The sequence below is a fragment of the Iodobacter sp. BJB302 genome, assembly GCF_002735645.1.
Lineage (GTDB): Bacteria > Pseudomonadota > Gammaproteobacteria > Burkholderiales > Chitinibacteraceae > Iodobacter.
This window is the reverse complement of sequence record NZ_PDZG01000032.1, coordinates 13,677-40,024: the sequence shown is the minus strand read 5'-3', so window position 1 is coordinate 40,024 and position 26,348 is coordinate 13,677. Positions and strand designations below refer to the sequence as shown.

Genomic DNA, 26,348 nt, shown 5'->3' with positions numbered 1-26,348 from the left:
GCAATCCTGCCCCTTGGGGGGCGCGTGGGGGGCCGGATCATGACGTACTCCAATATTTAACGGGCCGGGCAATGCCTGGCTCGCAATCAATCGTGTATTCAGCGATATCCACACCGCAGCGGGTCAGGTCGGCAAACCATGTGCCGCTCGGCTCCTTGCGTAATTCGACCAGCTGGCGATCGCTCAGGTAATCCAGCTCGCGGCGAACCTCTAGCGCGGTGGCATCGGGATAGATGGCCCGCATCACCTCCAGCAAAAACTGCTCGTTGCTGGTGTGCGGGCGTGCTTTATCCAGGGTATTGATCAGATTCCAGCGCATGGATTCGCGGCGGATTTTTACGAAATCAGTCATGGCTGGTGCCTCTAAATTGGTTTAGTTCAACTTTGGAATACAGCGCATCCAGCTTGGCCTCTAGCACGCTCTGCCCCCGGATGTAGTCCTCGCGCCGCACGTATTGAATGGGCAGCTCGGCTAAGTGCTTGAGCCAGTCCCGCTCTAAGCGCGTGAAATCGTCATCGCGCTTGATTAGCGATGTTTCGATCTGCGTAAACCTGGCGGATTGGCGATCTTCAAACTGCTTGAACAGCACTTTAAGCAGGCTAATCAGCAAGCCAAAAAAGAACACAAACACCGCTGCCGCACAGCTCAGTGCCTGCCAGAAATCGATATTGATGCTCATGATGGCTGCCTTTGTTCTGAGATTTGTTGGCAAAGACAGTGCTGTTTAGTGCCTTCGGCGCGTTGATTTTGGAGCGGTAGCCACTGCGGGGGCGTTCCTTTTATGTACGGCCGATTGTGCTCAACCCTTTCAACTTAAGGTGAATTCGTAGCTTGGGTTAGCTGCTTTATCACGTCACCTTAAGCACACCAAATTAAGCCAATGGCATGCCGACTTTTTTTGTAGGGCGGGTGAACCCCGCCGTTTCTGTAGCATCTCAGGCCAAATTCTGGCGGGTTTCACCCCAATCCTATCAATTTAAGAAAAACCAACGAGAAAGGATGCTTTTGTAGGTTGGGTTAGCTGGTTTATTCGCCGATTTTAGGGCGGATAAACCAGCGTAACCCAACACTTCAGCGTAAACAGAATGTTGGGTTACGCGATAAAGCCTGCTAACCCAACCTACGAATTCCCCTTTAGTTGATAAGATTGGGTTTCAATGATGCAATGCTTGCAAATGAGTGGTCACGGGGATGACAAAAGCCTAACTTGATGGCTATGAACTGCTTTATCGCGTAACCCAACACCGACTCCTCTTGATTGATTTCACTGCTCTTTATGCTTTTGTAAATCAGCTGCATCGGTGCCTCCCTTGCGAGTAGCCAGCCAGTGCCGGGCCACGGCGTAGCCGCCCACCACCCCCAGATAAACCAGCCAGCCATCGCTGGTCAGCGTGCCTGCCCAGCCCTGCTTGATAAACACCGCTGTGGAGGCCGCACAAGCCACATTGGCCCACAGCTTGCTATGGCTTAAACGCTGGGTTTGCGGGTGGGTGATTAAATCAGAGAGCGGCATTGCTGCCCCCAATCAGATGGTGTGGCAGCGGCTGCATATCTGCCGCCAGCCAGTCGGCCACGCTAAAGCCGGGGCAGGTTTTGCGGTATTCATTGGGGGAGATGTTGCCGTCGCCATTGAGATCCGGCGATAAATCGCGGTGGCCGACGATGTGCGCGGCGGGAAAGCGGCGCTGTAAATAGCGGATCTGGCTAGCTAATGCCGCCCATTGGCTAGCGGTAAACGCATCGGTGCCCACTAAGCAAATGCCGATAGAGTGGGCATTGTGCCCGGCCACATGCGCGCCGGGTTCATCGATATTGCGGCCGCTTTCCAGTATGCCGCCGCAATCGATCACCCAGTGGTAGCCCAGGGCTGGCAGGCCCGGATTAAATACCCTGCACGCCGCCGCATGGCGCATAAAGCCGCGCCGCTTGTGCCAGGCATCCATCACCTCTGCCGCGCTTTTACCCCCGCCGCCCAAGCTGCGGCCATTTAAACTGGCCGAGCAATGAATCACAATCTGCTCAATGCTGCGTGACATAGCCACCCCCTGAATAAACCATGCCGCTAGTTTCAGCGGCATGGGTGGGGGGCGTCTTTTAATGGGGTTTAAAGATTGAGCGCAGCGCCATGCATTTTTAGCCAGTCTTTTCTTTCCCGATAATCAGGGATAATTTTATCGACTTCATTCCAAAACGCAGCAGAGTGATCCCGATGGTGAAAATGGCATAACTCATGCACCACGATGTAATCAATGATTTTTAGAGGTGCCATCAAGCATTTCCAGTGAAAATGCAGATCCCCATTTTTTAAGCATGAAGCCCAGCGAAAGCCTAGATCTTTGACTTGAATATTTCCTGGCTTAACGCCTACTTTGGCTGAAAATAGAGCGACTCGCTCGGGCAATCTGATTAAGCCTTTTTCCTGATAAAACGTCTCAAAAGCTTGATGTGCCGCCTCAATGCCGCCGTCTTGAACCACTTGACGCAAAAGACAAAGCCGTCCTTCCTTGAGTTTCAACGGGGCATCCTGATGATCTACAAACTGCAAGCGATAATTTCGTCCCAAATAGGGAAAGGACTCACCCCCCACCCATTCACGGCGGATTTTTGTGGCATTAAGCTCGCGCCATTCGGCCAGATTGCGATAGATCCACATGCGTTTACTTAATACAGTTTGATCAATCTGCTCAGGTGTCATGCGGATAGGGGGGCGCACAGAAATAATGCCATCGCGCTCAAGGACAATATCGGTGGTCATTCGATCCGTACCGGGCAGTAAACGATATTCAATATCGCGGATATGTCGAACTTGCATCAATGAACTCCTTGCCTTGCTAACTGCACCAAACTGTCATGCCGGTTTTTGGCGAGCCGCATCACTTCAACGGCCACGCGCTCGCGATTTTCTTTTAGCTCAGCAATGCCCGTTTTAGTAATTTCAGTTTTAATCAAACCACGAACCCGCTTCTGTTTATCTGGGTTTTGCCAGAAATCGATACTACCAATGGTCTCTTGCAGCACTTCAACAATGGCTTCCATTAATAACTTGAATTTAAATTTATCTGCTTCATCGACCGTGCCCGCAGCAAAGCCCACTTGAATAATATGCTCATAAAAAGTAGTGGCTTCACGGCTCATGCCTTCTTCACCCTGCTGACGCCCCGCAATGGCTTCATTACGCAACTCGGCCAATTTCTCTGCTAATAGCTCCCACTCATCATGGTGTTTTCCAATCAGCGCATCGACTTTTTCAGATAACTGTTTGTAGAAAGCAGGGTCCTCGTCATGATGCACCGTGCAGTGCTTACGAATCGCATGTTCCATTTCACTGGCTTTTGCTTCAATATTCTGGCCTGAGTGCGCCGCCAATTTTTCCAAAAAGTCTTCAGACAGCAATTCAATGGGCGGGACTTTGGGATTGATGCCAAGACTAATCAGATGCTCATTAATCAGTGCTTTGACTTTTTCTCCGGCACTACCCAAATCCAGGCTACTGTCCTTATAGCGCTCCTTAGCCACTTGCAAGATATAGCCAAAACGCTTGGCTGGTACACGGTACACATGTGCGGACTCATTCGGCAGAATAATATCCAGACTCATTAAAAACTTTTTCAGATAGACCTCAAAATCTGCCCGCTGCTTTTCATCTTTTAATGCAGTTACTGCGGCATGAACAACCGCAGCATCCGCATCCAAATCGGGCAAAGCGCCGCTTACAAAAGCTTTAATCTGCTTGATGCCTAAGCCCTGAAAATGCTGCAGCAAACGTTGATAGCGCTCTTCCAGAATGGGCAGCTCTGAGGTGATATTCTGCAGCCCATCGTGAAGCTCTTGCAGCTCATCAGAAGCCGCATACAAAGTTAGAGCATCAGTTAAATGATTAGCCAAACCAATGTAATCAACAATATAACCACGCAACTTGCCTTTTTTAACCCGGTTGGTCCGTGCAATGGCTTGTAGCAAGGTGTGTTCGCGTAACTTTTTGTCGATATACATCACCTGCTCAATGGGCGCATCAAAACCGGTTAGCAGCATGTCGCAGACAATCAAAAATGCAATGCCGGTATTTTCTCGATCAGGATCATCAAAATCGAAGCTTCGGCAGAAATTATCCACGGCATTCATTTGCGAAGCTTGCTTACGCGCGTGAGTAATAAACGCCGCTTCGTTAGTGCCATCGGATGAAATGATCACCGCCGTTTTTAAAAACTTCAGCCGCTGAATGAGCGCCTGATCCGGCTGTGCTCGCCCAAGCTCCAACTCGATCCGCTCAGCCAGAGCGGCTTGAATACCAGTCTGGTAACGAATGCACGCTAATTTGGAGTGGCACACCACCTGTGCCTTAAAGCCATTGGGTAAAATATGATCGGCATAGTGCTGCACCAGATCTTTTGCGATCGCATTGATGCGGTTTTCTGCTTCCAGAATATCGCCAGTGGCACCATATTTTTTCTTGATGGCCAGTAATTCTTCTTCGGAGCGATCACGAAACAAATCTTCAAACGCCTGATCGAATGCGTGCTTTTCATTGAGCGCACTATCCGCCGTTCTACCTTCATAGAGGATTTGCAGTGTGGCACCATCATCCACCGCATCCATCAAGCGATAGGTATCGATGTATTCCCCAAAGCGCTTGTGGGTTTTTCTTTCGCCATGGCGTTCAGTAATCAGCGGCGTGCCGGTAAAGGCCAGCCGGGCGGCATTCGGAAAGGCTTCAAACAAATTGTCGCCAAGATCAGAGCTTTGGGTTCGATGCGCCTCATCAATCATCAGCACAATGCGCTCAGATGAATTCACCAAGCCGAAGGTTTTAGCTGCCGGCATCGCCGTATAAGTACCCAGCGCCTCAGCAACGGCATTACTTAAAACCTGCTTATGCTCCTGAAATTTGTGAATCATCACCATGCTGATATCGGAGCTAGCGGTCGCAAGATGATGGCGAAGGCTTAGTCTAGTCTCGATCACATTCACGCGGCCACCAATCAAGGTGGCTGTTTCGCCTAATTGCGCTTCCAAATCCTGCCGGTCATTCACCAGTACAATTTTGTAGTCACTTAAGTCACGACTTGCACGCAGCATGCGGGCCAGAAACACCATGGTCAGTGATTTGCCCGATCCTTGGGTATGCCACACCACGCCGCTACGCTCCAGCACATTAGTGCCCGTGCGCAGGCGCTCCATGATTTTATTGGCGGCACGAAACTGCTGGTAGCGGCACACCACTTTGACACGTGGGCCACCATCGGTATCCATAAAAACGGCGCAAGTACGCAAAATCTGTAGCAGATTCTGTTTGCTGAGCATGCCGGCAATCAACTGCTCTTGCGCGTTTTTTCCTTCGCTTGATGCTTCTGGCAAAGGGTAGCTGGTTTTCCACGCGTAATAATGTTCATCACCCGACGTGATCGTGCCGTAATCCGCTTCAAGACCGCAGCTACGGATCAATAACAAATTGCTTTGAAATAAACGTGGCTCACCTTCCTTAAGACCCGCAGCTTCCGTTTCTTTACGACGGCGCATATAGCGCTGCAATTGCACAAAGGCTTCTTGCATGGGATTGGCGCAGGTTTCAGAGCCTTTTTTGCACTCCACCACACAGAGCGGAATACCGTTCACAAACAAGACAATATCGGGAATGATGAACGCTTTTACGCAGCCCGGCGTATCAATCCGAAATTGATTGATGGCATGAAATTGATTGTTTTCGGGGTTGTGAAAATCAATCAGCCTGACCACGGGATCGTTTTCACCCGTCAGTTCATTTACGCCCACCTGAGTCTTGAACAACAAGGCCTGAACGGCCTCGTTGGCTTCCAACAAAGTGCGATTAGGCTGACGTGACAATTGCCCACGCAATTCATCCAGCTGCGCATCGGTGAGCCAGGGCTCACCATCGGACGTGCGATTAATATGCCGCACTGCGGCATCAAATACATCCGGTAACAGCCATTGGCGAAAAGAGGAGCGCAAACTGACGCTGGGGTCTGAAGGGATTGCACAGCCCTGATCAATCACTGTCCATGCCAGCCCAGCCAATTGCGCCAAAAAAGGCTGCTCTACTTCGGTATATTCCGACATGGTGATCTCAGTGCTGATGACTATAAAGTGATTGGCTAGAAGGTGACTGGCTATAAAGTGGCTGCTGCCCTAGGCGAGCCAGCGCAAACTCAAGCGAGGGCGCATCAAACAGCCTGCGTTTACGCTCTGCCGCGCCTGCTGGCCAGTGCGCTAATGCCTCACGCACCGCATCGACTTGCGGTGCCACGTTTTGCTGGCTCAGCAACCAATCCACCGTTGCCAATAGCTCCAGGCCAAACGGTGATTCAAAGCCATCAATCAGTGCGGCCGTTTGCTCCAAGGCGGGCAAATAGGGCGCGGCTTCGGTTTTAAGGTAGGTTTGCAAATCATCCCTGCGCTCATCATCAAACCAGATTACATCCAGCGGGCTGGCATCTTGAATGCGTTTTTCGCAATGCAAGAAACTGCCATCCAGATGATTCAGTAAATGCTGCAAGCGGTTGGCGTAGGGGCCGTATTTATGCGCAGTAAATTGCAAATTCAGGGTTTTATCGTTGGGCAGGTTGCGCTCGATATGCCGCTCCAGAAACCATGCCAGTTTCTGAATTTCCAGCAGGCTGCATTCCATGCCCTGCACCCAATAGCGCCGCACCAGCTCTGCGATCAAGGCGCGGGCAATGGTTAATGTTTCTGTGCCGCTGCGTTTGGCGACATTCTGGTATTGCTGGGTCGGCTCAAAGATTTGAATATCAATGGCCAAATCACCCAGCGCCGCCTCAATCTGCAGGCGCACATCAGCCCATTTCAAGCCGCCATTGCCCGCGCCCAAGGGGGGGATGGCAATCGACTTAACGTTATTTGCCAGCAAAAAGCGGCGCAAATCCTGCAAACCCTCCACCACCCACGCCATTTGGGAGGGCGAGCGCCAGTGCTGCTTGGTTGGGAAATTAACAATCCAGCGCGGGCCGTCCAGCTCGTTGACCTCAGTCACAAACATGCGGCCGGTTTGCACTTCACCCGCCTTGCAGGCCAGCGCGTAGCGCCGGAAATTATCCGCAAAACGCTCTTTAAACATCAGCGCAATGCCTTTGCCCATCACGCCCACGGTATTCACCGTGTTCACCAGCGCTTCAGTGCGGGCTTCCAGCAGATTGCCTTGAGTAAATATAATCATTAGAAATACCACCTAGGGCGGGTATGGACCGGTAAGGTCAACCCCCGCTCCTGAATTTGTTGCTCAATACTGAGTTTTAGCGCATCGGTATAACAAACAATACCCAGCAGGGCATGGATAGGCAGGCTTTGATAGATAAGGGCTTCAGCCTGATACCGCTCCATCTTGCGTAAATCATCGTCATCGCGCTTAAAATCACGCCGCTGCAAAATACCCCAATCAATCTGCCCTAGCTGGTTCAGATCATCGTAGTACTCGGTCCAGTCCGGATAGGCGTGCGCATTGGTAAATACGAAGGGCAAGCCCAATTCCTGCACCCGATACAGGCTGGACACCAAAATCACAATCTCATCATTGCGCCGCTGTGGCACGCCCCGCCCGGAGTGGATATTTTTCATCATCACCGAAAACGGCGTGAAATAAAACGGCACGAAATCTGCCAGCGTACCATACGGCGCAATCGGTACATTCCGGTGGCGACGTCGATCAATCAACTCCGCGTGGCCGATATGCACGTAGTTCGGTGCCAGCTCCGCTGAATTAGCGCATGGCACACCATGGTCCAGAATCCATGACAGGTTATCACGATGCACAATTCGCCAAATTAGGGCTTTTTCCGGATTTAGATTGGGGTACTGTGCCTCAGCCATGCGTGGCCTCAATAGCGACATCATCGATCTTAACGGGCACTTTGCCAGTTAGTAGGTCTTGCATTAGGCCGAGTTTTTGATTGCAAAGTAACGCAACACGAGCATTCTCTGTATCGATCATTGTTTGTACCGCTTCGAGACGCTGACTAATAAGCTCCTGCTCCCATAACTCAGGCTTTGCCACTTTGATTCCCCTAAAATCAGCCAAAGTAACTTTAAGTCGTGTAACACCCGCAGTAATACCGGCTACTTGCCGTTTAACTCGATCTTGATTTATTGCGGAGGCCAGCCAATTTGCTGCTACTTTATTTCTATCCGGAGAAAGCCTAATAATATCCGCGGTCATTACTGCGTTTGGCATTGTTTTAGGGTAAAGGCAACTAATACAAGGTGGCAAACCCATTTTAGTTGCGAGAACATCCCCAGCTTTAATACGATGAGCATTAAGCTGAATGGCTTTCTTTTCTGAAACATAAGTTTCACTATTCCATTCAAACCCAGACTCCTTGATATCACGCACAAAAACAATTGGCACACCTTCAATTTGATAGTCACTTGCCAACAAGTCACTGCCAAATGGTCCAATAGTAGTTGAACCTTTTTTATCTTCTGCCAATTCAATCATATGTACAATTTCCCACTCCCTCGGAACCCACCCAATCGCAGTCACCTGATACAACTCTGGGGCTTGCTCGCGTGGGGGGCGGAGCTGGCCGTTGGGGAGAACGCCACGCGTAAACAGATCGTGCATCAACCCCGCCTTGATCTGCTGGTATTTAGCAATCAGTGCTTCGGTTTTTTCTATGGCGGTGTCGATGCAAGAAAGAATGGTGGCGATTTTTTTTTGGACTGCAATCCCTTTTGGATAACGCAGATTGAGAATGCGACCAAGATCTTTGGGTACATGAGGAACACCTGTACCTGTTCGTCGATGCTGAATCCAACTGTACCTATCTGATAACGCGAAAAATAAATATTGAGGGTCAATTTGATCTTTGGGTGTGAGTTTTGTCACCGTAGACGCAACTACGCCTAATTTTCCAAAACCAACCAAGCCAGATCGCTCACCGTCCCACAGCATCAATATGTCAGTCGGTTTGGCGAGCACGGCAAATTGAGTTGCGGCATATCCGTCATTTCTGCCTTCAATGCCAGATGCTCCTAAGTAAGCAGCAAAACCCTCACCAATAAATGCAGAGGTATCAACCTTCCGTCCTTTTTGAAAGACTACTAATTGAGATAACGGGGCTTCAATCCACTCACTCATACCCCAACTCCACCAAAAACGCCTGCAATTGAGCTGCAGCAGCATCTCGCTCGGTTTCGATTTGTTTGGCGGTGACCGCATATTTCGCCCACAGGTTTTCAATCGCAGCGATGCAGGCGCGCTGGTCGGCGCGCAGATACTGGCGGTAGCTATCAAACAATACTTTACCCAAACGCTCGATAATCACCTGGCGCGCTTGATCGCTACTGATGTTTTCACGCGCTTTCGCTACTAATTCATCGCGGTTTTGTTCGGTGGATTTGATCAGCACTTTTAGATTTTTAGCTTCATCTTCGAGCGCTTTGTGGGTGGCTAGCCTTGCCTCGACCCGCGCAGCAGCGGCTTTGGCTTCTTGGCCTTGCTGCATACTTTGCTGTACCAGCGCAATGCGTGGCGAGCGATGCTGCACTTCTGCCGCCAGCGTGAGGATGCGTTCACCATGGCTGAACTCCGCCTCGGCCACGCTCAGCCCTTCGCTGCAATAAAAGCTCTTGCTGGCCCCTTTGGGTAAGAGGCCAGCGACTTTGATTTCGCTAAACAAATCGGTGGCGGCGGCTTTGAGGGCTTTGAGTTCTGCCTTCCAGCTGGCGGTGTTTTCTTTGAGCTCGTCTTTCAGTGCTTTGACTTCATCGGCGGGTAGTACGCCGGTATCGTCGGTATCTTCGAAGTCCTCTTCGCTGGCAGCGGCAAATAGCGCCTGCAATTCGGCCAGCCGTGCGTGCTGGCTTTCCAGCTCGGCCAAGACTTGCGGGAACTGGCTTTGCAGAATGTCTTCGTCCGGGATCAGCTCTGGGCCCCAACCGCTGGCGGCGATGGATTTAAAATCGGAGGCCAGTTGCTTGTAATAATTGGCAAATGCACCGCGCACCTGATAACGGCTCAGTAAATGCTGGCTGGCAAAAGTGCGCTCGATGCTATCGAGCAGCGTGGCGCGCATTTGGAAGACATTACTGGGCTTGGCCAGCTGGTTGCTGGTATCTGGCGCCAGCGCTTCGACAATCGGTAAATGCACATCCCACCACGCCTCAAGCTGGGCCATAAAGCCAGATTGCCGCTCTGTTACACCGAGGTGAGTATTAATATGCCCCGCAATGGCGCGTTTATCTTGCAATCCATCAGCAAAATCCGCATAAGGAACGCCGCTCGCCGGTGCTGCGCGCGGCACAAAGCAACTTTCACGCAGGCCTGCGTAGTTGTGCCAGAAATGCGCTAGAGCATCGACTTCACTCACGGGTACGCCACCGTGCAAGTGCGCACGAACGTCATGAGGCTCTGGCGGCGGCGCATTATCAACGTAGCGGCGGATATTGCAGTTGTAATCTTCGGCTTTGATTTCGCTAATTGGCACGCGGCGAGCGTAACTAGGAATATTTTTCCCATCCCGATAGGCGTGGACGATTTTATCGATATCTTCGGGGCGCAAATGATTTTGCGCTTTACCTTCGCGGTATTCGCGATCGGCATTGATAAACAAGACGTGATCACGCTCTGCCGCACCGGCTTTATTCAGCACTAAAATGCAGGCCGGAATGCCAGTACCGTAAAAGAGATTACTCGGCAGGCCAATGACGGCTTCTAAATAGCCGCGCTCGATAAAATACTGCCGCGCTTCGCGCTCTTCGCCGCCACGAAATAACACACCATGCGGCATGACGGTGGCCATACGACCATCCGACTTTAAAACCGCCAGCATGTGCTGAACGAACATTAAATCGGCTTTTTTGCCCTTCTCTGGCATCCAGACCTGAAAGCGCCCCGGATAAGCGATAGCGACTTTTTTCTTGGTGCCGCTGCCATCGTCTTTGGACTGACTACGCGCATAGTTTTGGCTAAAGGGTGGATTAGCCAGCACGCGGTCAAACCGCTTGAGTTCATTGCCTTCGGTTTTATGCTGCGGATCGGTCAGCGTATCGGCATTGCGAATATCGGCATGTGAAATACCATGCAGTAGCATATTCATTTTGCAGATAGACCAAGTGGTGCCCATTTTTTCTTGGCCGTTAAGCGAGAGTTCAGAGGCATCAGAGCCGCATTCACGCAGATAGTCGCGCGCCTGGATCAACATGCCGCCCGAGCCAACAGTCGGGTCGTACACGCTCATGCCTTCCTTTGGGTCGCAAATTTCAACGCAAATCCGCACCACTTCAGCAGGGGTATAGAACTCACCCGCTTTTTTACCCGCCGAATCGGCAAAGTGTTTGATTAGCCATTCATATGCAGCACCGAGCAAATCCGGAAATTCAAAATCATCATCATGCAGCGGAATTTTTTCAAAGTTCTGAATGAAGTCGACCAAGGTATCGTCGTCGAGTGTATTTTGGCCAATTTTGCGGTTGAAGTTGATGGTGTCTTTCAGGACGTCTTGCAAGGCATCGACATTGGTTTCTTCCAATGCTTCGAGTGCTTTATTTAGCGTAGAGCCGACGTTTTCTTTAACGTGTTTGAGCGCAGGGTGAGGCAACAACTCCGTTGTCCCATCTTTGTTTTTGATGATCTCGAACCATGGGTCATTCCAGCGCGCACGTGGCGGCACATAAAAATACTTACCGGTGTATTGGTCGGGATCATTGAGTAAATTATCCACATCCTGGCCCACCAGACCATCCGCAGCGGCCTGATGCCGGATTTCGGCACGGCGTTGATCAAATAAATCACTGGCGCGCTTCAGGAATAACATGCCAAAAATGTATTCCTTGTACTCGCTGGCATCCATATTGCCGCGCAAATCATCACAGGCGGTGAGCAATAGGTTTTCGAGCCGGGCAAGAGTCAGTTTGCCAGAAGCCATGTGTGAACGTCCCAGATTGAAGTTAAATACATAAAAGACACTCCCTTGATTGACAAGGGGGAAGAATGATCATGAATGATCATTTTAGATCAGCGCATTGTACCTGCTATCAGCAGGCATAGACCACCCGTAAGGGCTGCAAAAAAGTCATTTTGTAGCCACTTAAGCGGTCAAATACCTGCGCAAACTGCATCAAAGAACCCCCGCCCGCTTGTTCCTCGTGTCGCGGCCCCAGGGGAGGATAAAACCCGTACAAAGAGTAATGCCGTTCACTTACGTGGTTTTGCTTGAGCCCCCCCCTTAGTAAAAGGGGGAAGCTAAAGTCAAAACCCTTAAGATTGGGTTACGCAGCCACGAATGACATGCCAACCTATCCTAGGGACAACGGATTCATCCGAGGGCAAAAGCATCATCCGCTCTTTTGTTCGTCACTTAAGCCCTCCAATTGGGAGCAAAGCTCCGTGATCTTGGCAATGGCATTGGAGGTGTCTTTACAGCGGTACACATAGTCCTCATTGGTGCATAGCCAGTCTTGAGGCGGATAGGCTTCTAAATCCATCATTACGCAGAACCCACAGAGCACTAGAACTTCTTGTAAAGCACTTGGGAACGGGATTGCTTGGTCATGAGTACGATAAAAAAGAAGGTGGTACTGCTCTTTCATAAAAAATATATTTAAGCCAAAAAGTTGTTTATTGGCACAAAAGCCGTCAAGGATTAGAGAAGCTCTCTCATCACTACTACGTACGCTGTTGTAGTGTTTATTCTTGAAAGGTGCGGTACTTGATTGACTTTCTTTTAGCTCTAATTCTAAATATTTTGAGTAAAGTTCACTGTGATAGTGATTGCGCTGAGATTCGTGCAATAACACCACTTCTTCGGAGTTTCTAACAATAAATCCTTGATTACAAAGACTAAATAACTTATGCCTTGCAATTAACATGCTCTGCCAGTTCAGTGGCTTTTCAATCAGCACTTTGGAGCATATTTTTTCTAGGCCAGATTTTAAATGATGAATATCAAAGAGAGGGTCATCGAATACTGCTTTTACATGAAGTTGACGTTGATGCCACACGCTTGATTCATCAAGAGGAAGCCGCAACAAACGCCGCCAGGAATGGTCACGATCAATATTGCCTTTGATAGTACGTGTGCTGAGCAGGTTAAATCTATCTGCCGTTGTTGACGTGAGATAGTCGCCTTTAGCCAGCACTGCACGCTCCCAGGCAAAGTCTAAAGCCTCAGAGCTTTGAGCTATTGCGCTAAATAGAGCAGAGCCGCAGTTTGCGTAGTATTTAAATTGCTCGAAGTAGTTTTTTTCCTCTGCATCACGCCACTCAAGGTTTTTATGCTGATTAAAGTAGTCAACAATGCCGCTAAATTTTAATGCGTAGCCGATTTGCCCTCTGAAGAACTCATGGCCCTCCAGTTGAATAATGGCCGTCTCCCATTCAGAAGACTTGAGCAAGAGATGCGCTTTCAGTTTCTCTTCAAAAATCTGAACAGGAAGAAAACCCTGCACTTGTACATCTTGGATCAGCAAATTAAGAATTGTGCCTTCCATTTGGGCCAGATCATGAACAGAGACTAAGGCCTTGTGATAATCATCGACCGAATTAAAAATGGTGTTTTCTGTCAGGTTGTAAATGACCCGCATCCAGGCTTCTAATTCAGCACCCGCCTTACCCTTAGCCAAAGCAGTATAAAAAGCGTGGAATCTCAGCTTTTCTGGGTAACTGGAATTATTGGCTATTATTTTTTTGAATACGTTTTCTTCATCGTAGTGGCTGTTTTTCTGCAGGTGCATTGCAATCCCAGCGCATGGGGAGCTTGCTCCGCGTAGCAAATCTAATCGTGTGATCAATTCAATGATCAGAGGCTGTGACAAATACCCATTGCGATCGCACTCAATAAAGGAAAGTTGATTGGTTTTACCTCCCTGACCAAACAGGGTTTTTGGCAGGTTCTCATTGTTTTGTGCAGGGTTAAGCAATAGAAAATTAGCGATACTGAGAGAGATAAAATTCATTAGCTCATCATCATAAGACTCATCTTGTGATGCGACATTACGATAGTGCCAGAATAAATCGGCCCAATCCGTATCAATTTTATGAATAAAATAGTCATAGCCAGACACCGCGCTCGCTTTAAAGCTCAGGTGGTATTCAGGCCATGTTGCTTTAAATGACTTAATGACTTTTTCCAGCCTTGCCTTGAAGTTTTCAAAATGTGTCAAAGGTTTTCCTCTGGCGTTCATTTTGATATACAAGTCATCGGTGAGTTTAAATTCGGCAAGATTCAGGAAGCGAAAGGTAATGACGGGGTTTTCTTGGTCGATCAGTTTGTAAAAAAAATCAGCATGCCCGGCAAATTGTTGATGAATTGCATCCAGCATGGTTAGCATTGAGCGAATCGTAGGATCGCTCTCCCATGATAAATAAAACCAGGCACGATCTTTAATCGTTTTGCTCAGGCACCCCGTACCGGATTCCTGCAGTAAAGCACTGAAATCGATGTCCTTGGCCACCAAAGCATTGCAAAACTCCCTCGAACTGCTGCGCGTTTCGTAGGTAAAATGGGAGACGCCACCCGCACTTAATACCTGGCGGAAAGAGGCTCCTTCACCTGCAATTTGCGCAAGATACCAGTGCAACAAGAAAAGGGTTGTTAAGCGTTGCTGACCATCCAGCGGCGTAAAGCTGCCACGCCCATCTGCTTTGTTTGTGATGCTGCCATAGACAAAATCCAAATCCCGAAAGGGCTGGCCTTTTTCTAAATAACGGTGCAAAGCTTGCAAAAAGGTATCGCGCACTTCTGCCACTTCAGCGCGGCCCTGGGCGTAATCCCGCTGGATAATCGGGATCTCCACTTGCATGTTTTTTTGCTCAAACAGCTGGTAAAAACTGAGTTGTTCGCCTGAAACTGCATTGATTTCTATATTGCTCATTTTATTGTTCCTTGTTCAGGCAAATAGTCTTTTAGCATTTCACCTATCGCATGCTGATAATCTTTTGCATCTGATTCCTCCCAATACATCAGTTCGATCACGGATTGGCGGCTGTAATATTTTAAAAAAACGTTTTTGGTGCCAATGGGGATAAATACCCCACGTTTATCATTATCAATAATGCGGGCCCGCTTGATTGGGAAGAGCGCGTTTTTGTAGCTGCGGTTTGTTGAGGCGTCGAGTAAGGCTAAATTGCCTAGCTGATCTCCCCATGATATGGGTGCTTGTTTGAAAAACTTGATCACCCTCTCATAGAATTCTTTGAATTCACTCTCATCAATCCGCTCTTTGCCAAGCAGGCTGTTTGCCTGCGTAGTCAATTCTTGCCCTTCTTGGGTGACATTTTCTTTGGTTTCACTTTTGCCAAAGTAGGTCTCAATATCTCTTAGCCATTCCTGCCTAGCTGTACCTTCAGGTGCGGAGTCAGTCTGGGAGCGAATATGCTCGATATCCCATTTTTCTTGCTTATAGCGGTCAAAAGGGAAACGAACGTCGGCTTCCTTTGTTGACAATAAGGTTTGAATATTGAACAACAAAAGCAATTTTTTAATGTTAGCGGTGCCATATTCAAGATCATCTAACTGAACGTTGACCAAGCCACGGATTCGCGTTTTTAGGTGGTTTTTGAAGTCTGTTTTAGTGGCGTTTTCCCGTTCCGATTCCTTTTTTAAATCGGCTATTTTCTCTCCACAATCAACAAGAAAACCAATTAAGTGATATAGCTCTCTATCCTGAAACCATTCATCAAAAGTCAGGAAATAACGCTTAATTTTTTGCCATAACTGCTCAACATCCACCTTGTTGGTTTGGAAATCTTCATGGAACTTATGAAAAGTGAAAAATGACTCATCACTCGACTTTTTCCCCTTGATTAGGTCGAAGATATATTCAATTCGTGTTGGGTATCGTTCGCTCGAATTACTGATGAAATACCAGAGTGCAGGCTCCTGTAGGCGCTTTTCTATGGCATCCCATTCGGTGGCAATCTGCAATTGTTTTAATCTTGCCTGATCATTGTGAAAATGACTTTTTTGTAAAAATAATGCTTTAATTAATTCAGCATTAGTCAGGGGGATTTTGCCGATATTAATGCGCGAGAAAACATCAATGGCATAATCGTTATTGATGCATTCATCAGTCAGGTCATACCAAATGACCTTTACAGCACGCTCTTCTGCAGATTTGGCCAGTAAGATTGCCATTAACTTATTGTTATCATTGAAATCTTTTTCGGCGAACCAGGACTGAATTGCCTCGTACGCTTTGACCATGTGGTAGAAGTCAATGTTATCTAAGTTGGATTTTTCATGAATGCCCTGTAGAAATGCTTCACATTCCGGGCGAGTTTCATATTGCAGCGCATACAAGGGTTTTTTGTAGGCATCCGCCAAAGGGCGCCTTAGATGTTCCTGCTCCATATAGTGCAGAATAAGGCGGAGCGTAGTGAGCCTTTGCTGCCCATCTACAACCTGCCAGCAATCGTTCTGCCGAATCACAACGACCGGTTGCAGGCAATAAAATGCAGAATCACTCCCCCCCGCTGATTGACTAAACTCCCAGATATCATCCAATAAATCCTTTACTTGGCTTGCTCCCCAGCGATATCCACGCTGATAGGCTGGGATATAAAAAGCCTCTCCTAATAGTTCATAGATATTTCTAAGGCAGAGTTTTTGAGGGAGTTGGTTTTCATTCATCGTTATTCAACTTCTTTGTCAGTGTATGGTGTGACTGCAGGGGTTTGATACTCAATGGCTATTTACCCATTCCAAAGCATCATCCCCATAATGAGCAGTAGTAAAACAGCGGCGGCAAGGCGTTTGCTGCGGATGTGCTCTGCGCAGCCCATACAGGGCTGATGCATTTTTTCCAGCGCATCATTGGCCCTGCATGTGGCTTGGTTTAAATCGGCCTGGCTTTGGGCTAGCTGCTGGGTGATCAGGCTGCTGGCCTGCTCTTTTGTTGCGAGTAAGGCCTTGGTTTGTTGGTGTTTTTCTGCGTCGCGCTGGCTGCGGGTTTGGATGACTTCGGCAATTCTTTGCAAGGTGGCGATTTGTTCGAGTTGCAGGCTTTTAAACAGGCTGATGCCGTAGAGCGTTTGGCTGATTTTTTCTAATTCTTCTTTGCACTGGCCGTCGGTGCACGTTTTTATGAGTTTGGAGACGGCATGGTTAAGGGCGGCACTGTGGGGCGTATTGCTTTGCGGCAGATGAAAATGGATCGCTGCGCCGTGCTCGGCATTCACGGCCACGCCTACATTGCCTTCTATTTTCACGCTTTGCTGCATTATTTTTCTTTCCTGCTTGTCGTCATATCAATTCTGAAATCTCCTCCGCTCACGGATTCTATTTGCTGGCCCACGTGGCCTGCTACGGCAAATTTGCTGCTGGCTGGGGTTTCGCCGCTCAGGGCAAAGGCGAGGATGCGTTTTCGGGTTTTTTCGTCCATGGCGCGAAATTCATTGAGCAGAATTTGTTCTTCTGCGCTCAGCCGCTGTGGCGCGGGATGATCCCGCTCACCAGTCAGAATATAGGCGACATCGGCCCCGGCATGGGCGATAGCGGCCAGATAGCCCGCATCGGGCTGGCGCTTGCCTTTTTCATACAGGGATTGAGATTGGCGGGTGGCGCCCGCTACACCGGCTCGGGCGGCGATGGCAGCGAATTCGGTTTGGGATAGTCCCATAAGCTCGCGCTCTGCACGCAGCCTGTCCCCGATGGAATTAAAAATATCCATAAAATACCCTGAAATTGGAATCATTTGATTCCATAATCACTATGGCATGGGCCCTGTGGTATGCCATTGAGGCCTTGTAAAGCCCAGCCTGCTGCCGATGTGCTGATTAGCTTACTAATTATGCCTGTTCGGTTTCAGTTGCGGTAATAAGTTTTCACTAGGTGAAAGTGTTTATTTAATTAGGTGACAGGCCTTAGGGGCATAAGTATCTACCCAATTTAAATAAGGAATGCATCCCTAGGGTGGGTTAGACCAGAAGACGCATTAAATACGGGCGCTGCTTTGGCGGCATACCCACCGCAGCGCAGTGTCATGGCGGGTTACGGCCGAAATAGATCAGGGCACTAATGAGCGTCAAGATGCGGCCTAACCCACCCTACGATGACTTTTTCTTCTACAGGAATTGTGTCGCTATTTATGCCGAAGGGATGGGCTGTGGACATTAACCGCCAGCAAGGCTGGCAAGGAGGAGGAATGAGTAAGACCCAAGCCAGCGGCAAGGGCAGCCGGGTATTGCAAGTGCTTAAAGCACTGCGCGGCCACACGATTACCGGCTTATCTAATAAAGACCTTGCGGATGCTTTAGGTTGCAGCGCGGTCACGATCACCCGCGATATGGCGGATCTAATTGATGCGGGTCTGGTGGTGAAGTTGGACAACGGGCGTTTCGCGCACAGCATTGCCATGCTGCAAATCGCCCAGGCCCATGCCGAGCATGTGGCGAAGTTGCAGGACCGGATTACTGAAATTAACCGCCGTATCGTGGCTGGGGCCATGAACTAAAGGAGATGTGAGATGGGACGCACTAAAAACAGTATCACTGAAACAGTCGAACTACCTGCTCTGCCTGCTGAAAAAATCATGGCAGATCAGCAATTGGCAAGCCGAATGGAAGCCGCTTTTAGCGATGAGCAAAGACAGGTCACACAGATGATAGGCGAGCGGATTGGCCGCAGGTCAATGGCGTTGATGATTGGAAAACTGTTATCCGTTACCGATTTGATCGACCTGCAACGCATCAAGGAATCCAAGCAATACAAGGGTTTCAAGCATCTTGATGAAAGTGGAAACTGGTATTCCATTACCACTTGGGAAGAGTATTGCCAACGTATCGAAGGCCGCTCACGTGAGGCAATTGACGTTGATATTAATCATCTAAAGCAACTCGGCCCCGAGCTATTTGATGCGATGCGCCAAATTGGTATCGGCCCTGGCACCATGCGCGACTTGCGCCAGTTACCAGAAGATGAAAAGGCAGTCATTGCAGAGGCAGCCAAAAGCGATGACAAAGAAGCGCTGCTGGAGTTGATTGATGATCTGTCTGCTAAGCACGCTAAGGAAAAAGAGCAGGCTAAGGCAGCACTGGCGGCCAGTGAAAAAGCAAGAGAAGAGTCTCAGTCAAACTATCAGGCACTTAGCAAGTTACAGGCCAATACCAATGCAGAACGCGACCAACTGAAAATTGAATTAGCTAAGCGCGAAAAACTGATTGCAGAAATGGACCCGATTGATGTGGGGGATGAACTTAGGGTTGAGGTGAGTCAAAAAGTCTCAGCAGCCGAAATAGCACTGCGTTTATTAAAAAAACCGTTTGCCGCATTAGCTGAGCACACCGAACAGCATGGGTTTATGCATGACGATTTTATGGCGGGGCTATTGGGGCAATTGCAATTTGCACTCAATCAGCTGCGCGGTGAATTCAGTATTAAAGAAGCCCCTGATGGCGAAGTGATGCCCGCTTGGATGAGAGAAGAAGCCCCGCTGCCCACCGCGCAGGAAGAGGCTTAAACCATGAGCGCCGTCCTTACCGAACGCATTGTTGCTGTGGCACACGCCGCTCGCCTTGCCGGGCATGGCGGCAAAGGGGCGATTTATGAAATAGCGTGCCGTGATCTATGCCTTTCCCCCGGCACGCTGGCCAGAAAATTAAAGGAAGTCTCCGTGACCCCACCAAGAAAACAGCGCAACGATGCGGGGCAAAGCCAGCTGGGCAGAGAGGAGGCGATGCTGATTTCGGCTCTGTTGATGGAATCCACCCGTAAAAATGGCAAGCGCTTGTATTCGGTGGCGGATGCGGTGGAAACACTGCGGGCGAATGCCATGATTCGGGCGGAATGTGTTGATAAAGCATCGGGTGAAGTGCGGCCGCTCTCCATCACTACGATTTCACGGGCACTGCGTAGCTACGGCCTGCACCCAGATCAATTACTGGCCCCTGCACCCGTGATGGAGCTGGCCAGCTTGCACCCTAATCATGTTTGGCAAATCGATGCCAGTTTATGCGTGTTGTATTACCTGAAGCCGTCAATTGATCTGAATGCAAACGGGCTGCGGGTGATGGATCACGCGGAGTTTTATAAAAACAAACCTAAAAACGTGGCGCGAATTGCGGCGGATCGGGTGTGGAGTTATGAGATCACCGAACACTGCAGCGGCTGGATTTATGTGGAATACGTGATGGGGGCAGAGTCGGGTGAAAACCTCTGCTCGGTACTGATTAATGCCATGCAGGAGCGTGGCGGTGCAGACCTGCTGCACGGGGTGCCGAAGATCCTGAATCTGGACCCCGGCTCGGCCAATACGGCATCCATGACTAAAAATCTGTGTCGGGCGCTGGGCATTCAGATGGTGGTGCATAAGGCAGGCAGCGCCCGCGCCACCGGCCAAGTTGAAAACGCCCGCAATATTATCGAACGCAAGCTGGAGCCGGGTTTGAAGTTTCAGCCGGTGGCTAATTTGGATGAGTTAAATGCACTGGCTAAGAAATGGCGTGCTCATTTTAATGCTACCGCCGTGCATAGCCGCCATGGCAAGACCCGCAATCAGATGTGGATGACCATTTTAGCCAGCCAGTTGATTAAAGCACCCTCGCTTGAGGTATGCCGGGAGCTGGCGGTGGCCGAGCCGGAAAGCCGCAAGGTGTCACCTAAGCTGCGCGTGTCATTCCAAGGGCGTGAGTTTGATGTGTCCAGCGTGCCGGATGTGATGGTGGGCGAAAAGCTGATGATCACCCGCAACCCCTGGCGCAGTGATGCGGCGCAGGTGGTGTTGGTGAATGAGGACGGCATGGAGGTGTTCCACATCGTGCCGGAAGTGGTGAAAAACGAATACGGCTTTGCGGACACAGCGGCGACGTTTGGTGAATTTAAATCCCATGCAGAAACACCGGCTCAAGTTGCGGTTAAACGTATTGAGCAGTTGGTAACTGGTACAGACTCTTTGATTGACGCTGAAGCCGCCCGCAAAGCCAAAGTGTTGCCCTTTGGAGGCCAGCTTGATCCTTATAAACACATAGATGATGCCGAGCTGCCGACCTATCTGCCGCGCCGTGGTACCGAGCATAACCTGATCGCACCCCTGATTGAGTTCCAGCCGCTCACGCATATTGAAGCCGCCAAATTGCTCAAAGCCGCTGTTGAAAATGCCGGTGGGGCGTGGTCAGGCGAGCGTTTCCAATGGTTGGCACAGCGCTATCCAGCGGGCGTGCCTCAAGAACAAATCGAAGCAATCGCCGCTGAGCTGATTAGCCCTGCTGCGGACAAAAAAACACCGCTGCGCATCGTTAAAGCGGCCTGATTAGGGAGCTGAAAATGTTGAGATTAAAAGGCGTTTTGCACTCTTTATTAATAAAGCAATGTGATTTGGCTACCGCCATTGGTGTTTCAGATGCGGGTGTAGCGCAAATCATTAACCACAATGATTGGCCCAAGCAGAGAAGTACAGACGAATTAAAAGCCGCCATTTTGGCATTTTTAGCGGAGCACGGCGCGGCTGTGGCGCAAATGCAGTACGTATTTGAAATTGAACCCAGCCCTGCAGCATTTACAGGAATTCGGGTTAATAACGATCAGGTTCAAAACGCGCGGATTCACCATTCAAAAACTGCACTCAACGAGGATGACGTTATGTTGCTACGAAAACAAACTCTGCATCAAGCCACCCGCAAGCACTTTGGGCTGTTTCGAGACCCTTTTGCGGATGAGGCGGTGCAGTCGCACGAGGATATGTATATCAGCCCGGATGTGCGATACGTGCGGGAAGCGATGTTTCAGACCGCTAAGCACGGCGGAATGATGGCTGTAGTGGCTGAATCTGGCGCGGGCAAAACCACGCTGATGCGTGATTTGCAAGACCGTATTCTGCGCGAAAACCTGCCGATTATGATTATCCGCCCCTACGTTTTGGCGATGGAGGGGAATGATCGCAGCGGTAAAACGCTGAAAGCCTCCGATATCGTTGAGGCGATTAAAAGCGCGGTGGCCCCGCTGCAAAGAAACCGGGTTAATCCAGAAGCGCGGTTTAAGCAGCTGCACACTGCGCTGTGCGACAGCCATCAGGCAGGGTACAGCCATTGTTTGATTATCGACGAAGCCCACTCGCTGCCGATTGCCACGCTGAAGCACTTAAAGCGATTTTTTGAGCTGGAAATGGGTTTCAAAAAGCTGCTGAGCATTATTTTGGTGGGCCAGCCAGAGCTAAAAGCGAAGCTCTCCGAACGCAATTCTGAAGTGCGCGAGGTGGTACAGCGCTGCGAAGTGGTGGAGCTGCTGCCTTTGGATGGGGCAAGGCTGGATGATTATCTGAAATTCAAATTTAGCCGCATGAATAAGCCGGTGGCCGAGGTGATCGACACGAGCGGTGTTGAGGCGCTGCGGGGCAAGCTGACTCTGGCCAGCAACCGATCCGGTCGAAATGAATCCGTTTCTCTGTTGTACCCGCTGGCAGTAGGCAACCTGCTGACTGCATGCATGAATCTGGCGGCGCAGCTGGGTGCGCCGGTTGTTACTGCTGATGTAGTGAAGGGGGTGTGAGATGGGAATCGCAATGCATGCAGTGGATCTGCAGCGCCCAGGGCTGGCCAAGGCGATGAAGGTCGCTGAAAACGTAACTATGTCGTTACGCGCTATCGATTGGCTGATTCGCAAGGGTTTGTCTGTGGCTTTGCAGGGCAGCAAGGATGAGCTGACTGACAAACCGTTTGTGCTTATTGAATACGCCCACGGTTACTGCTCCAAATTTAAAGCGGATTTTGGTGCCGAGCGGGTGCGCTGCGTTTGCAATCACACGGGGACGTTTGAGGTGTGGCAGTTTGAAATGAATGGCTGCCTGATCCAATGGCTGGAGGTGAAATCATGAGCGCTACTGTATTGAAGCCCGATGTGCTGAACCGCGAAAACGAGGCACTGCGCCGTTTGCGTGGGTTTGGAGTGCCAGTACTGCGGGTGATACCCAGCTCGCAAGTAGTGCCAGCAGACGATGCAATCACGCTGGAGATTGACGCGGTTTTTCGCCGGGCATTGCGCAATGTGATGCTGGGCAAGATGCAGGTGCGCGATGTTGAGGGCGTGCGGGTGTGTGTGCACAGCACCCAGTTGTATGGCGTGCATATTTTATGGCGCGAAGCGGCGTGATGCACGATCTGGACGAGGCCACCCGTGCTGAGCTGGCAGGCAAGGTAGATAAGTTGGTGCTGGGCGGGATGGATCGCTTATTGGCTCGCCGCCGTGTTTGGGATGATTACCAGGCCGAGCTGGTAACGATCGCGGCGGGCGTGGCAGGTATTGATGAGCGCCCGCCGCCATTACCTCCAACAAGGGAAAAGGGCAAAAGCTATCAGCCTAAAAGTTGGTAGATCCCCCGCCCGGACAGTGGCCAGGATTTTTTTACCCCGGAGCGCATGCAGAAGTCCCGCAGCGAGCTGGAAAAACTGAAGATGCGTCTAAAAGCTGGAGTGAAGTCATGAAACCTGAAGATTTTATGGAAGACGCTAAGGGACGCCAGGTCCCCGTGGCCAGCATTAAAGAAATTGATCTCGAACGCGACAAACTGGTTAAGGAGATCGTAGATAAAGCTAAGAAAATGCGCGAATTATTGCGTAAATTTAAGTTGGATTTGATGGGCGATGTGGAGGCGTTTTGCGATCTGAGTTTTGAGCGCTACAACGCGCCCATCGGCGGTAAAAAAGGCAATGTGACGCTGACCACGTTTAACGGCCAGTACAAAGTTGTGCGCGCTATGCATGACGTGCTGACATTCGATGAGGGGCTGCAGGCGGCGAAGGCGCTGATTGATGAGTGCGTGAATAGCTGGTCAGAAGGGGCAAACCCGAATATCCGCGTGCTGGTGAATGACGCTTTTCAGGTGGATAAGGAAGGCAAAATCAGCGCAGGCCGTGTGCTGGGCCTGCGCCGTTTGCAAATGGTGGATGCCACGGGCAAGTGGGAGCTGGCGATGTTAGCCCTGGGCGAGAGCCTGCGCGTGCAAGGTACGGTGCCCTATATCAGGGTGTATGAGCGGGTGGGTAAAGAAGGCAAATATGAGGCGATTTCTTTAGATGTTGCCGGGGTGTAGTAGTAAAACTTTTTTTTAACGCTCTAAAGGAGCAAAGCATGTTTAAAGCAGACTTGATCAACAAATTAGCAATCAAGCTTCAAGACCGTCAGATGAGCAAAGCCGATGTCGAGGCGTTTCTCAGTGCATTGGGTGAGGTCACGCAAGAGGCGCTGGCTAATGGTGATGATGTGACGTTGCCGGGGTTGGGCAAGTTGTCGGTTGCGGAGCGTGCAGAGCGCGAGGGCCGCAATCCTCGCACGGGTGAAACCATCACGATTGCCGCCAGCCGCGCCGCTAAATTTAGCGTGAGCAAGGATTTGAAAACGGCAGTGAATCGTTAATTTTCTGCGTACAGCGCCTTTATCTATAAGGGCGCTGTGCGAAGTGAATTTAATCTGGAATCTGATCATGGCGAGTAATGCTCATTTAGCTCAAATCCACATTGCAAAAAAACAACTTGCAATGGATGACGACACCTATCGCGCCATGTTGAAAGAGATTGCGGGTGTTGAGTCGGCCAAGAATTTAAGCGTACCGAAAGCACTGGCAGTGCTGGCCCATTTAAAACGGCGGGGTTTTAAAGTGACATCTGCAAAGGCGGGTTCAAGCCGACCATTGGATCAGGAAGAAACGAGCAAAAAAATCCGGGCGCTGTGGTTGTTTTTGCATGACTTGGGTGGCGTTAAAAATCCATCAGAGGCGGCGCTGGGTGCTTATGTGAAACGAATTACAGGTGTAGAGGCGCTGCAGTGGATTAATCACAGGCAGGCAGAAACGCTGATTGAATCACTCAAAAAATGGGCAATGCGGTTTCTACCCGCCGCCGTCACCAAGCTGCAGCAAGAGATTGACGCTGTTGGCTGCACTGAAGAGGTGAAGATTGAGATGGCGAGATTGCTCAGCCTCACCAGCCGTGGCGCGTTTGATCCGATGCACGCGGTGTGGGAATTCATGACGGATCATTTGAATCATTCAAAGAAAAAATCATGAGCATGGATAAAAATTTTCGCAGCAAGGGGCCAGAGTTGCTGGTGGATCTGACAGACAATATCGCAGCGGCATTGGTTGAGCTTGCGAATATCGACCAGGAAAAAGCCGCGCAATTGGCCAGCGAAATTGCCGACCGGATGGCCGCACATTGGGGCGGGCAGAATATTTATTTTCCGATGGGCTTGTCGGTGAGATTATCCAAACGGGATCAGCTGATTTATGATGAGTTTGACGGCACCAATCACAGCGATCTGGCCCGCAAATTTGGTGTGTCGCTGCAGTGGATCTATAAGATAGTCAAAACAGTACGGCTGGAAGAGATCGCCCGCAGACAGCAGGATCTGTTTGTGTAAACAAAAACGAGCCAAAATTGTGGCTCGTTTTGCGTTTCACCTGCAGCAAGAGTATTTCACTTCAACAGTCCCATACCTTCCCGTATCATTCCAGTTAGTCCCACTTATCGTGCACACCCCTGTGGATTTATCTCACACCCCCTCATCCGGCGTGTTTCAAGGGGAGATTTAAGCCCCGTGCCGAGAGCGTGGTTATTGTGTTTTTTCGTTGTTTACTACTAAGAACCAAATCGCTGAGCGCGTATGGGGTGCAACCTATCAATCTTTTGCATGAAATGCCAGGAAAACGGCGGGTTTCACCCGCCCTAAGCATGATGTAACGCTCGTTTATTACTTTGGCAGATCCATGTTCTGCCTCTTTTAAGGGAAATAAAAATGAAAAAAATCGCTTTACTACTGGCCGCTGTCTGCGTGTCTGCTACTGCTTTTGCCCATGAATACAAGGCCGGGGAGATTCGGGTGGTGCATCCGTATTCGGTGCCTACCTTGCCGGGTAAAGACATTGGCTCGGTGTATATCGGGCTGGAAAACAAAGGTTCTGCGGATGATCAGCTGATTGCGGCAAGCAGCGATCGGGCTGAGCGGGTAGAGATCCACACCATGAGTATGGAAGGTGATGTGATGAAAATGCGCCAGGTGCCAGAGCTGGAGGTGAAGGGCGGTGAAACCATTAAGATGAAGCCGGGCATGGGCTATCACCTGATGATTTTTGGCGTGAAGCAGCCACTAAAAGCAGGGGACAAATTTCCGCTTAAATTGCAGTTCAAAAAATCAGGATCAGTAGAAGTATCGGTGATGGTGCAGGAGCGTGATATGGGTGTTAAAGCCGCAGAAGGGCACTTTCATTAATTTTGACCGGCAAGATTTTTGGCGGTGCCTGAGTGCCAGCCAGCTTTAAAGTAGCTGGCTTTTGCAGGCTCACAGCGCTTCGCGGAGAAAACCATCAGACCAGGGTTTCTCTGTGGGGCGCTGTGTATTTTAAGGATGGATTGTGGCTGCGGTATTTTGCTTTAAGCCAAAAGCCTCTTCGCCAG

Annotated in this window: 26 protein-coding genes; 12 read left to right on the top strand and 14 right to left on the bottom strand. The window is 49.9% G+C overall.

Annotated features, from left to right (window positions below; translation table 11 throughout):
* Positions 1 to 37: 37 nt before the first annotated feature.
* From CSQ88_RS11780 to CSQ88_RS11715, 14 genes are all read right to left on the bottom strand, one after another.
* Positions 38 to 352 (bottom strand): hypothetical protein, encoded by a 315-nt coding sequence (locus CSQ88_RS11780; RefSeq protein ID WP_099398292.1) that lies wholly within the window; start codon positions 350 to 352, stop codon positions 38 to 40.
* Positions 345 to 680: a hypothetical protein gene (locus CSQ88_RS11775; RefSeq protein WP_099398291.1), complete on the bottom strand. Its 336-nt coding sequence runs from the start codon at positions 678 to 680 to the stop codon at positions 345 to 347. Before CSQ88_RS11775 ends, CSQ88_RS11780 begins: the two co-directional genes overlap by 8 nt.
* Positions 681 to 1,265: 585 nt before the next feature.
* The gene (locus CSQ88_RS11770; RefSeq protein ID WP_099398290.1) at positions 1,266 to 1,514 is read right to left on the bottom strand and encodes a hypothetical protein; all 249 of its coding nucleotides are present in this window, start codon (positions 1,512 to 1,514) and stop codon (positions 1,266 to 1,268) included.
* The gene (locus CSQ88_RS11765; protein ID WP_257212574.1) at positions 1,501 to 2,079 is read right to left on the bottom strand and encodes an N-acetylmuramoyl-L-alanine amidase; all 579 of its coding nucleotides are present in this window, start codon (positions 2,077 to 2,079) and stop codon (positions 1,501 to 1,503) included. The genes CSQ88_RS11770 and CSQ88_RS11765 overlap by 14 nt, the downstream gene beginning before the upstream one ends.
* A 26-nt stretch (positions 2,080 to 2,105) precedes the next feature.
* Complete coding sequence (locus CSQ88_RS11760) at positions 2,106 to 2,813, bottom strand: M48 family metallopeptidase (protein WP_099398288.1); 708 nt, start codon at positions 2,811 to 2,813, stop codon at positions 2,106 to 2,108.
* Complete coding sequence (locus CSQ88_RS11755) at positions 2,813 to 6,076, bottom strand: type I restriction endonuclease subunit R (protein ID WP_099398287.1); 3,264 nt, start codon at positions 6,074 to 6,076, stop codon at positions 2,813 to 2,815. The genes CSQ88_RS11760 and CSQ88_RS11755 overlap by 1 nt, the downstream gene beginning before the upstream one ends.
* Positions 6,077 to 6,083: 7 nt before the next feature.
* Positions 6,084 to 7,190 (bottom strand): macro domain-containing protein, encoded by a 1,107-nt coding sequence (locus CSQ88_RS11750; protein WP_099398286.1) that lies wholly within the window; start codon positions 7,188 to 7,190, stop codon positions 6,084 to 6,086.
* Entirely contained in the window at positions 7,190 to 7,840 is a 651-nt protein-coding gene (locus CSQ88_RS11745) for a DUF4433 domain-containing protein (RefSeq protein ID WP_099398285.1), read from the bottom strand. The genes CSQ88_RS11750 and CSQ88_RS11745 overlap by 1 nt, the downstream gene beginning before the upstream one ends.
* Entirely contained in the window at positions 7,833 to 9,107 is a 1,275-nt protein-coding gene (locus CSQ88_RS11740; RefSeq protein WP_099398284.1) for a restriction endonuclease subunit S, read from the bottom strand. Before CSQ88_RS11740 ends, CSQ88_RS11745 begins: the two co-directional genes overlap by 8 nt.
* A complete protein-coding gene (locus CSQ88_RS11735) occupies positions 9,100 to 11,895 on the bottom strand; it encodes a class I SAM-dependent DNA methyltransferase (protein WP_099398283.1) in 2,796 nt (931 codons plus the stop codon). The genes CSQ88_RS11740 and CSQ88_RS11735 overlap by 8 nt, the downstream gene beginning before the upstream one ends.
* A 409-nt stretch (positions 11,896 to 12,304) precedes the next feature.
* The gene (locus CSQ88_RS11730) at positions 12,305 to 14,842 is read right to left on the bottom strand and encodes a DUF262 domain-containing protein (RefSeq protein WP_099398282.1); all 2,538 of its coding nucleotides are present in this window, start codon (positions 14,840 to 14,842) and stop codon (positions 12,305 to 12,307) included.
* Complete coding sequence (locus CSQ88_RS11725; protein ID WP_099398281.1) at positions 14,839 to 16,599, bottom strand: DUF262 domain-containing protein; 1,761 nt, start codon at positions 16,597 to 16,599, stop codon at positions 14,839 to 14,841. The genes CSQ88_RS11730 and CSQ88_RS11725 overlap by 4 nt, the downstream gene beginning before the upstream one ends.
* Before the next feature lie 62 nt (positions 16,600 to 16,661).
* Complete coding sequence (locus CSQ88_RS11720; RefSeq protein ID WP_099398280.1) at positions 16,662 to 17,189, bottom strand: hypothetical protein; 528 nt, start codon at positions 17,187 to 17,189, stop codon at positions 16,662 to 16,664.
* Positions 17,189 to 17,638 carry a helix-turn-helix domain-containing protein gene (locus tag CSQ88_RS11715; RefSeq protein ID WP_180273639.1) on the bottom strand — a complete coding sequence of 150 codons (450 nt, stop codon included), beginning with the start codon at positions 17,636 to 17,638 and terminating at the stop codon, positions 17,189 to 17,191. The genes CSQ88_RS11720 and CSQ88_RS11715 overlap by 1 nt, the downstream gene beginning before the upstream one ends.
* A 474-nt stretch (positions 17,639 to 18,112) precedes the next feature.
* Between CSQ88_RS11715 and CSQ88_RS11710 the strand changes: the two genes are divergently transcribed.
* The 12 genes from CSQ88_RS11710 to CSQ88_RS11655 all read left to right on the top strand — a co-directional run bounded on the left by CSQ88_RS11710 (position 18,113) and on the right by CSQ88_RS11655 (position 26,163).
* The gene (locus CSQ88_RS11710; RefSeq protein WP_099398279.1) at positions 18,113 to 18,421 is read left to right on the top strand and encodes an HTH domain-containing protein; all 309 of its coding nucleotides are present in this window, start codon (positions 18,113 to 18,115) and stop codon (positions 18,419 to 18,421) included.
* Between the two features lie 12 nt (positions 18,422 to 18,433).
* Positions 18,434 to 19,426, top strand: a complete 993-nt coding sequence (locus CSQ88_RS11705; RefSeq protein WP_099398278.1) for a hypothetical protein — start codon at positions 18,434 to 18,436, stop codon at positions 19,424 to 19,426.
* A gap of 3 nt (positions 19,427 to 19,429) precedes the next feature.
* Positions 19,430 to 21,214, top strand: coding sequence for a DDE-type integrase/transposase/recombinase (locus tag CSQ88_RS11700; protein WP_099398277.1), 1,785 nt, complete (start codon positions 19,430 to 19,432; stop codon positions 21,212 to 21,214).
* A 14-nt stretch (positions 21,215 to 21,228) separates the two neighbouring features.
* Positions 21,229 to 22,449, top strand: a complete 1,221-nt coding sequence (locus CSQ88_RS11695) for an ExeA family protein (RefSeq protein WP_099398276.1) — start codon at positions 21,229 to 21,231, stop codon at positions 22,447 to 22,449.
* A gap of 1 nt (position 22,450) precedes the next feature.
* Positions 22,451 to 22,774 carry a hypothetical protein gene (locus CSQ88_RS11690; RefSeq protein ID WP_099398275.1) on the top strand — a complete coding sequence of 108 codons (324 nt, stop codon included), beginning with the start codon at positions 22,451 to 22,453 and terminating at the stop codon, positions 22,772 to 22,774.
* Entirely contained in the window at positions 22,771 to 23,049 is a 279-nt protein-coding gene (locus tag CSQ88_RS11685; RefSeq protein WP_099398274.1) for a hypothetical protein, read from the top strand. The genes CSQ88_RS11690 and CSQ88_RS11685 overlap by 4 nt, the downstream gene beginning before the upstream one ends.
* Entirely contained in the window at positions 23,031 to 23,270 is a 240-nt protein-coding gene (locus tag CSQ88_RS11680; RefSeq protein ID WP_099398273.1) for a hypothetical protein, read from the top strand. The genes CSQ88_RS11685 and CSQ88_RS11680 overlap by 19 nt, the downstream gene beginning before the upstream one ends.
* A 107-nt stretch (positions 23,271 to 23,377) precedes the next feature.
* Positions 23,378 to 23,989 (top strand): DUF3164 family protein, encoded by a 612-nt coding sequence (locus CSQ88_RS11675; protein ID WP_099398272.1) that lies wholly within the window; start codon positions 23,378 to 23,380, stop codon positions 23,987 to 23,989.
* Between the two features lie 38 nt (positions 23,990 to 24,027).
* Positions 24,028 to 24,312, top strand: a complete 285-nt coding sequence (locus CSQ88_RS11670) for an HU family DNA-binding protein (RefSeq protein WP_099398271.1) — start codon at positions 24,028 to 24,030, stop codon at positions 24,310 to 24,312.
* Between the two features lie 67 nt (positions 24,313 to 24,379).
* Positions 24,380 to 24,961, top strand: a complete 582-nt coding sequence (locus CSQ88_RS11665) for a gp16 family protein (protein WP_099398270.1) — start codon at positions 24,380 to 24,382, stop codon at positions 24,959 to 24,961.
* A complete protein-coding gene (locus CSQ88_RS11660; RefSeq protein ID WP_257212572.1) occupies positions 24,958 to 25,314 on the top strand; it encodes a Mor transcription activator family protein in 357 nt (118 codons plus the stop codon). Before CSQ88_RS11665 ends, CSQ88_RS11660 begins: the two co-directional genes overlap by 4 nt.
* A 375-nt stretch (positions 25,315 to 25,689) precedes the next feature.
* On the top strand, positions 25,690 to 26,163 hold the full coding sequence (locus tag CSQ88_RS11655) for a copper chaperone PCu(A)C (protein WP_099398269.1): 474 nt from the start codon (positions 25,690 to 25,692) through the stop codon (positions 26,161 to 26,163).
* Positions 26,164 to 26,348: the final 185 nt, after the last annotated feature.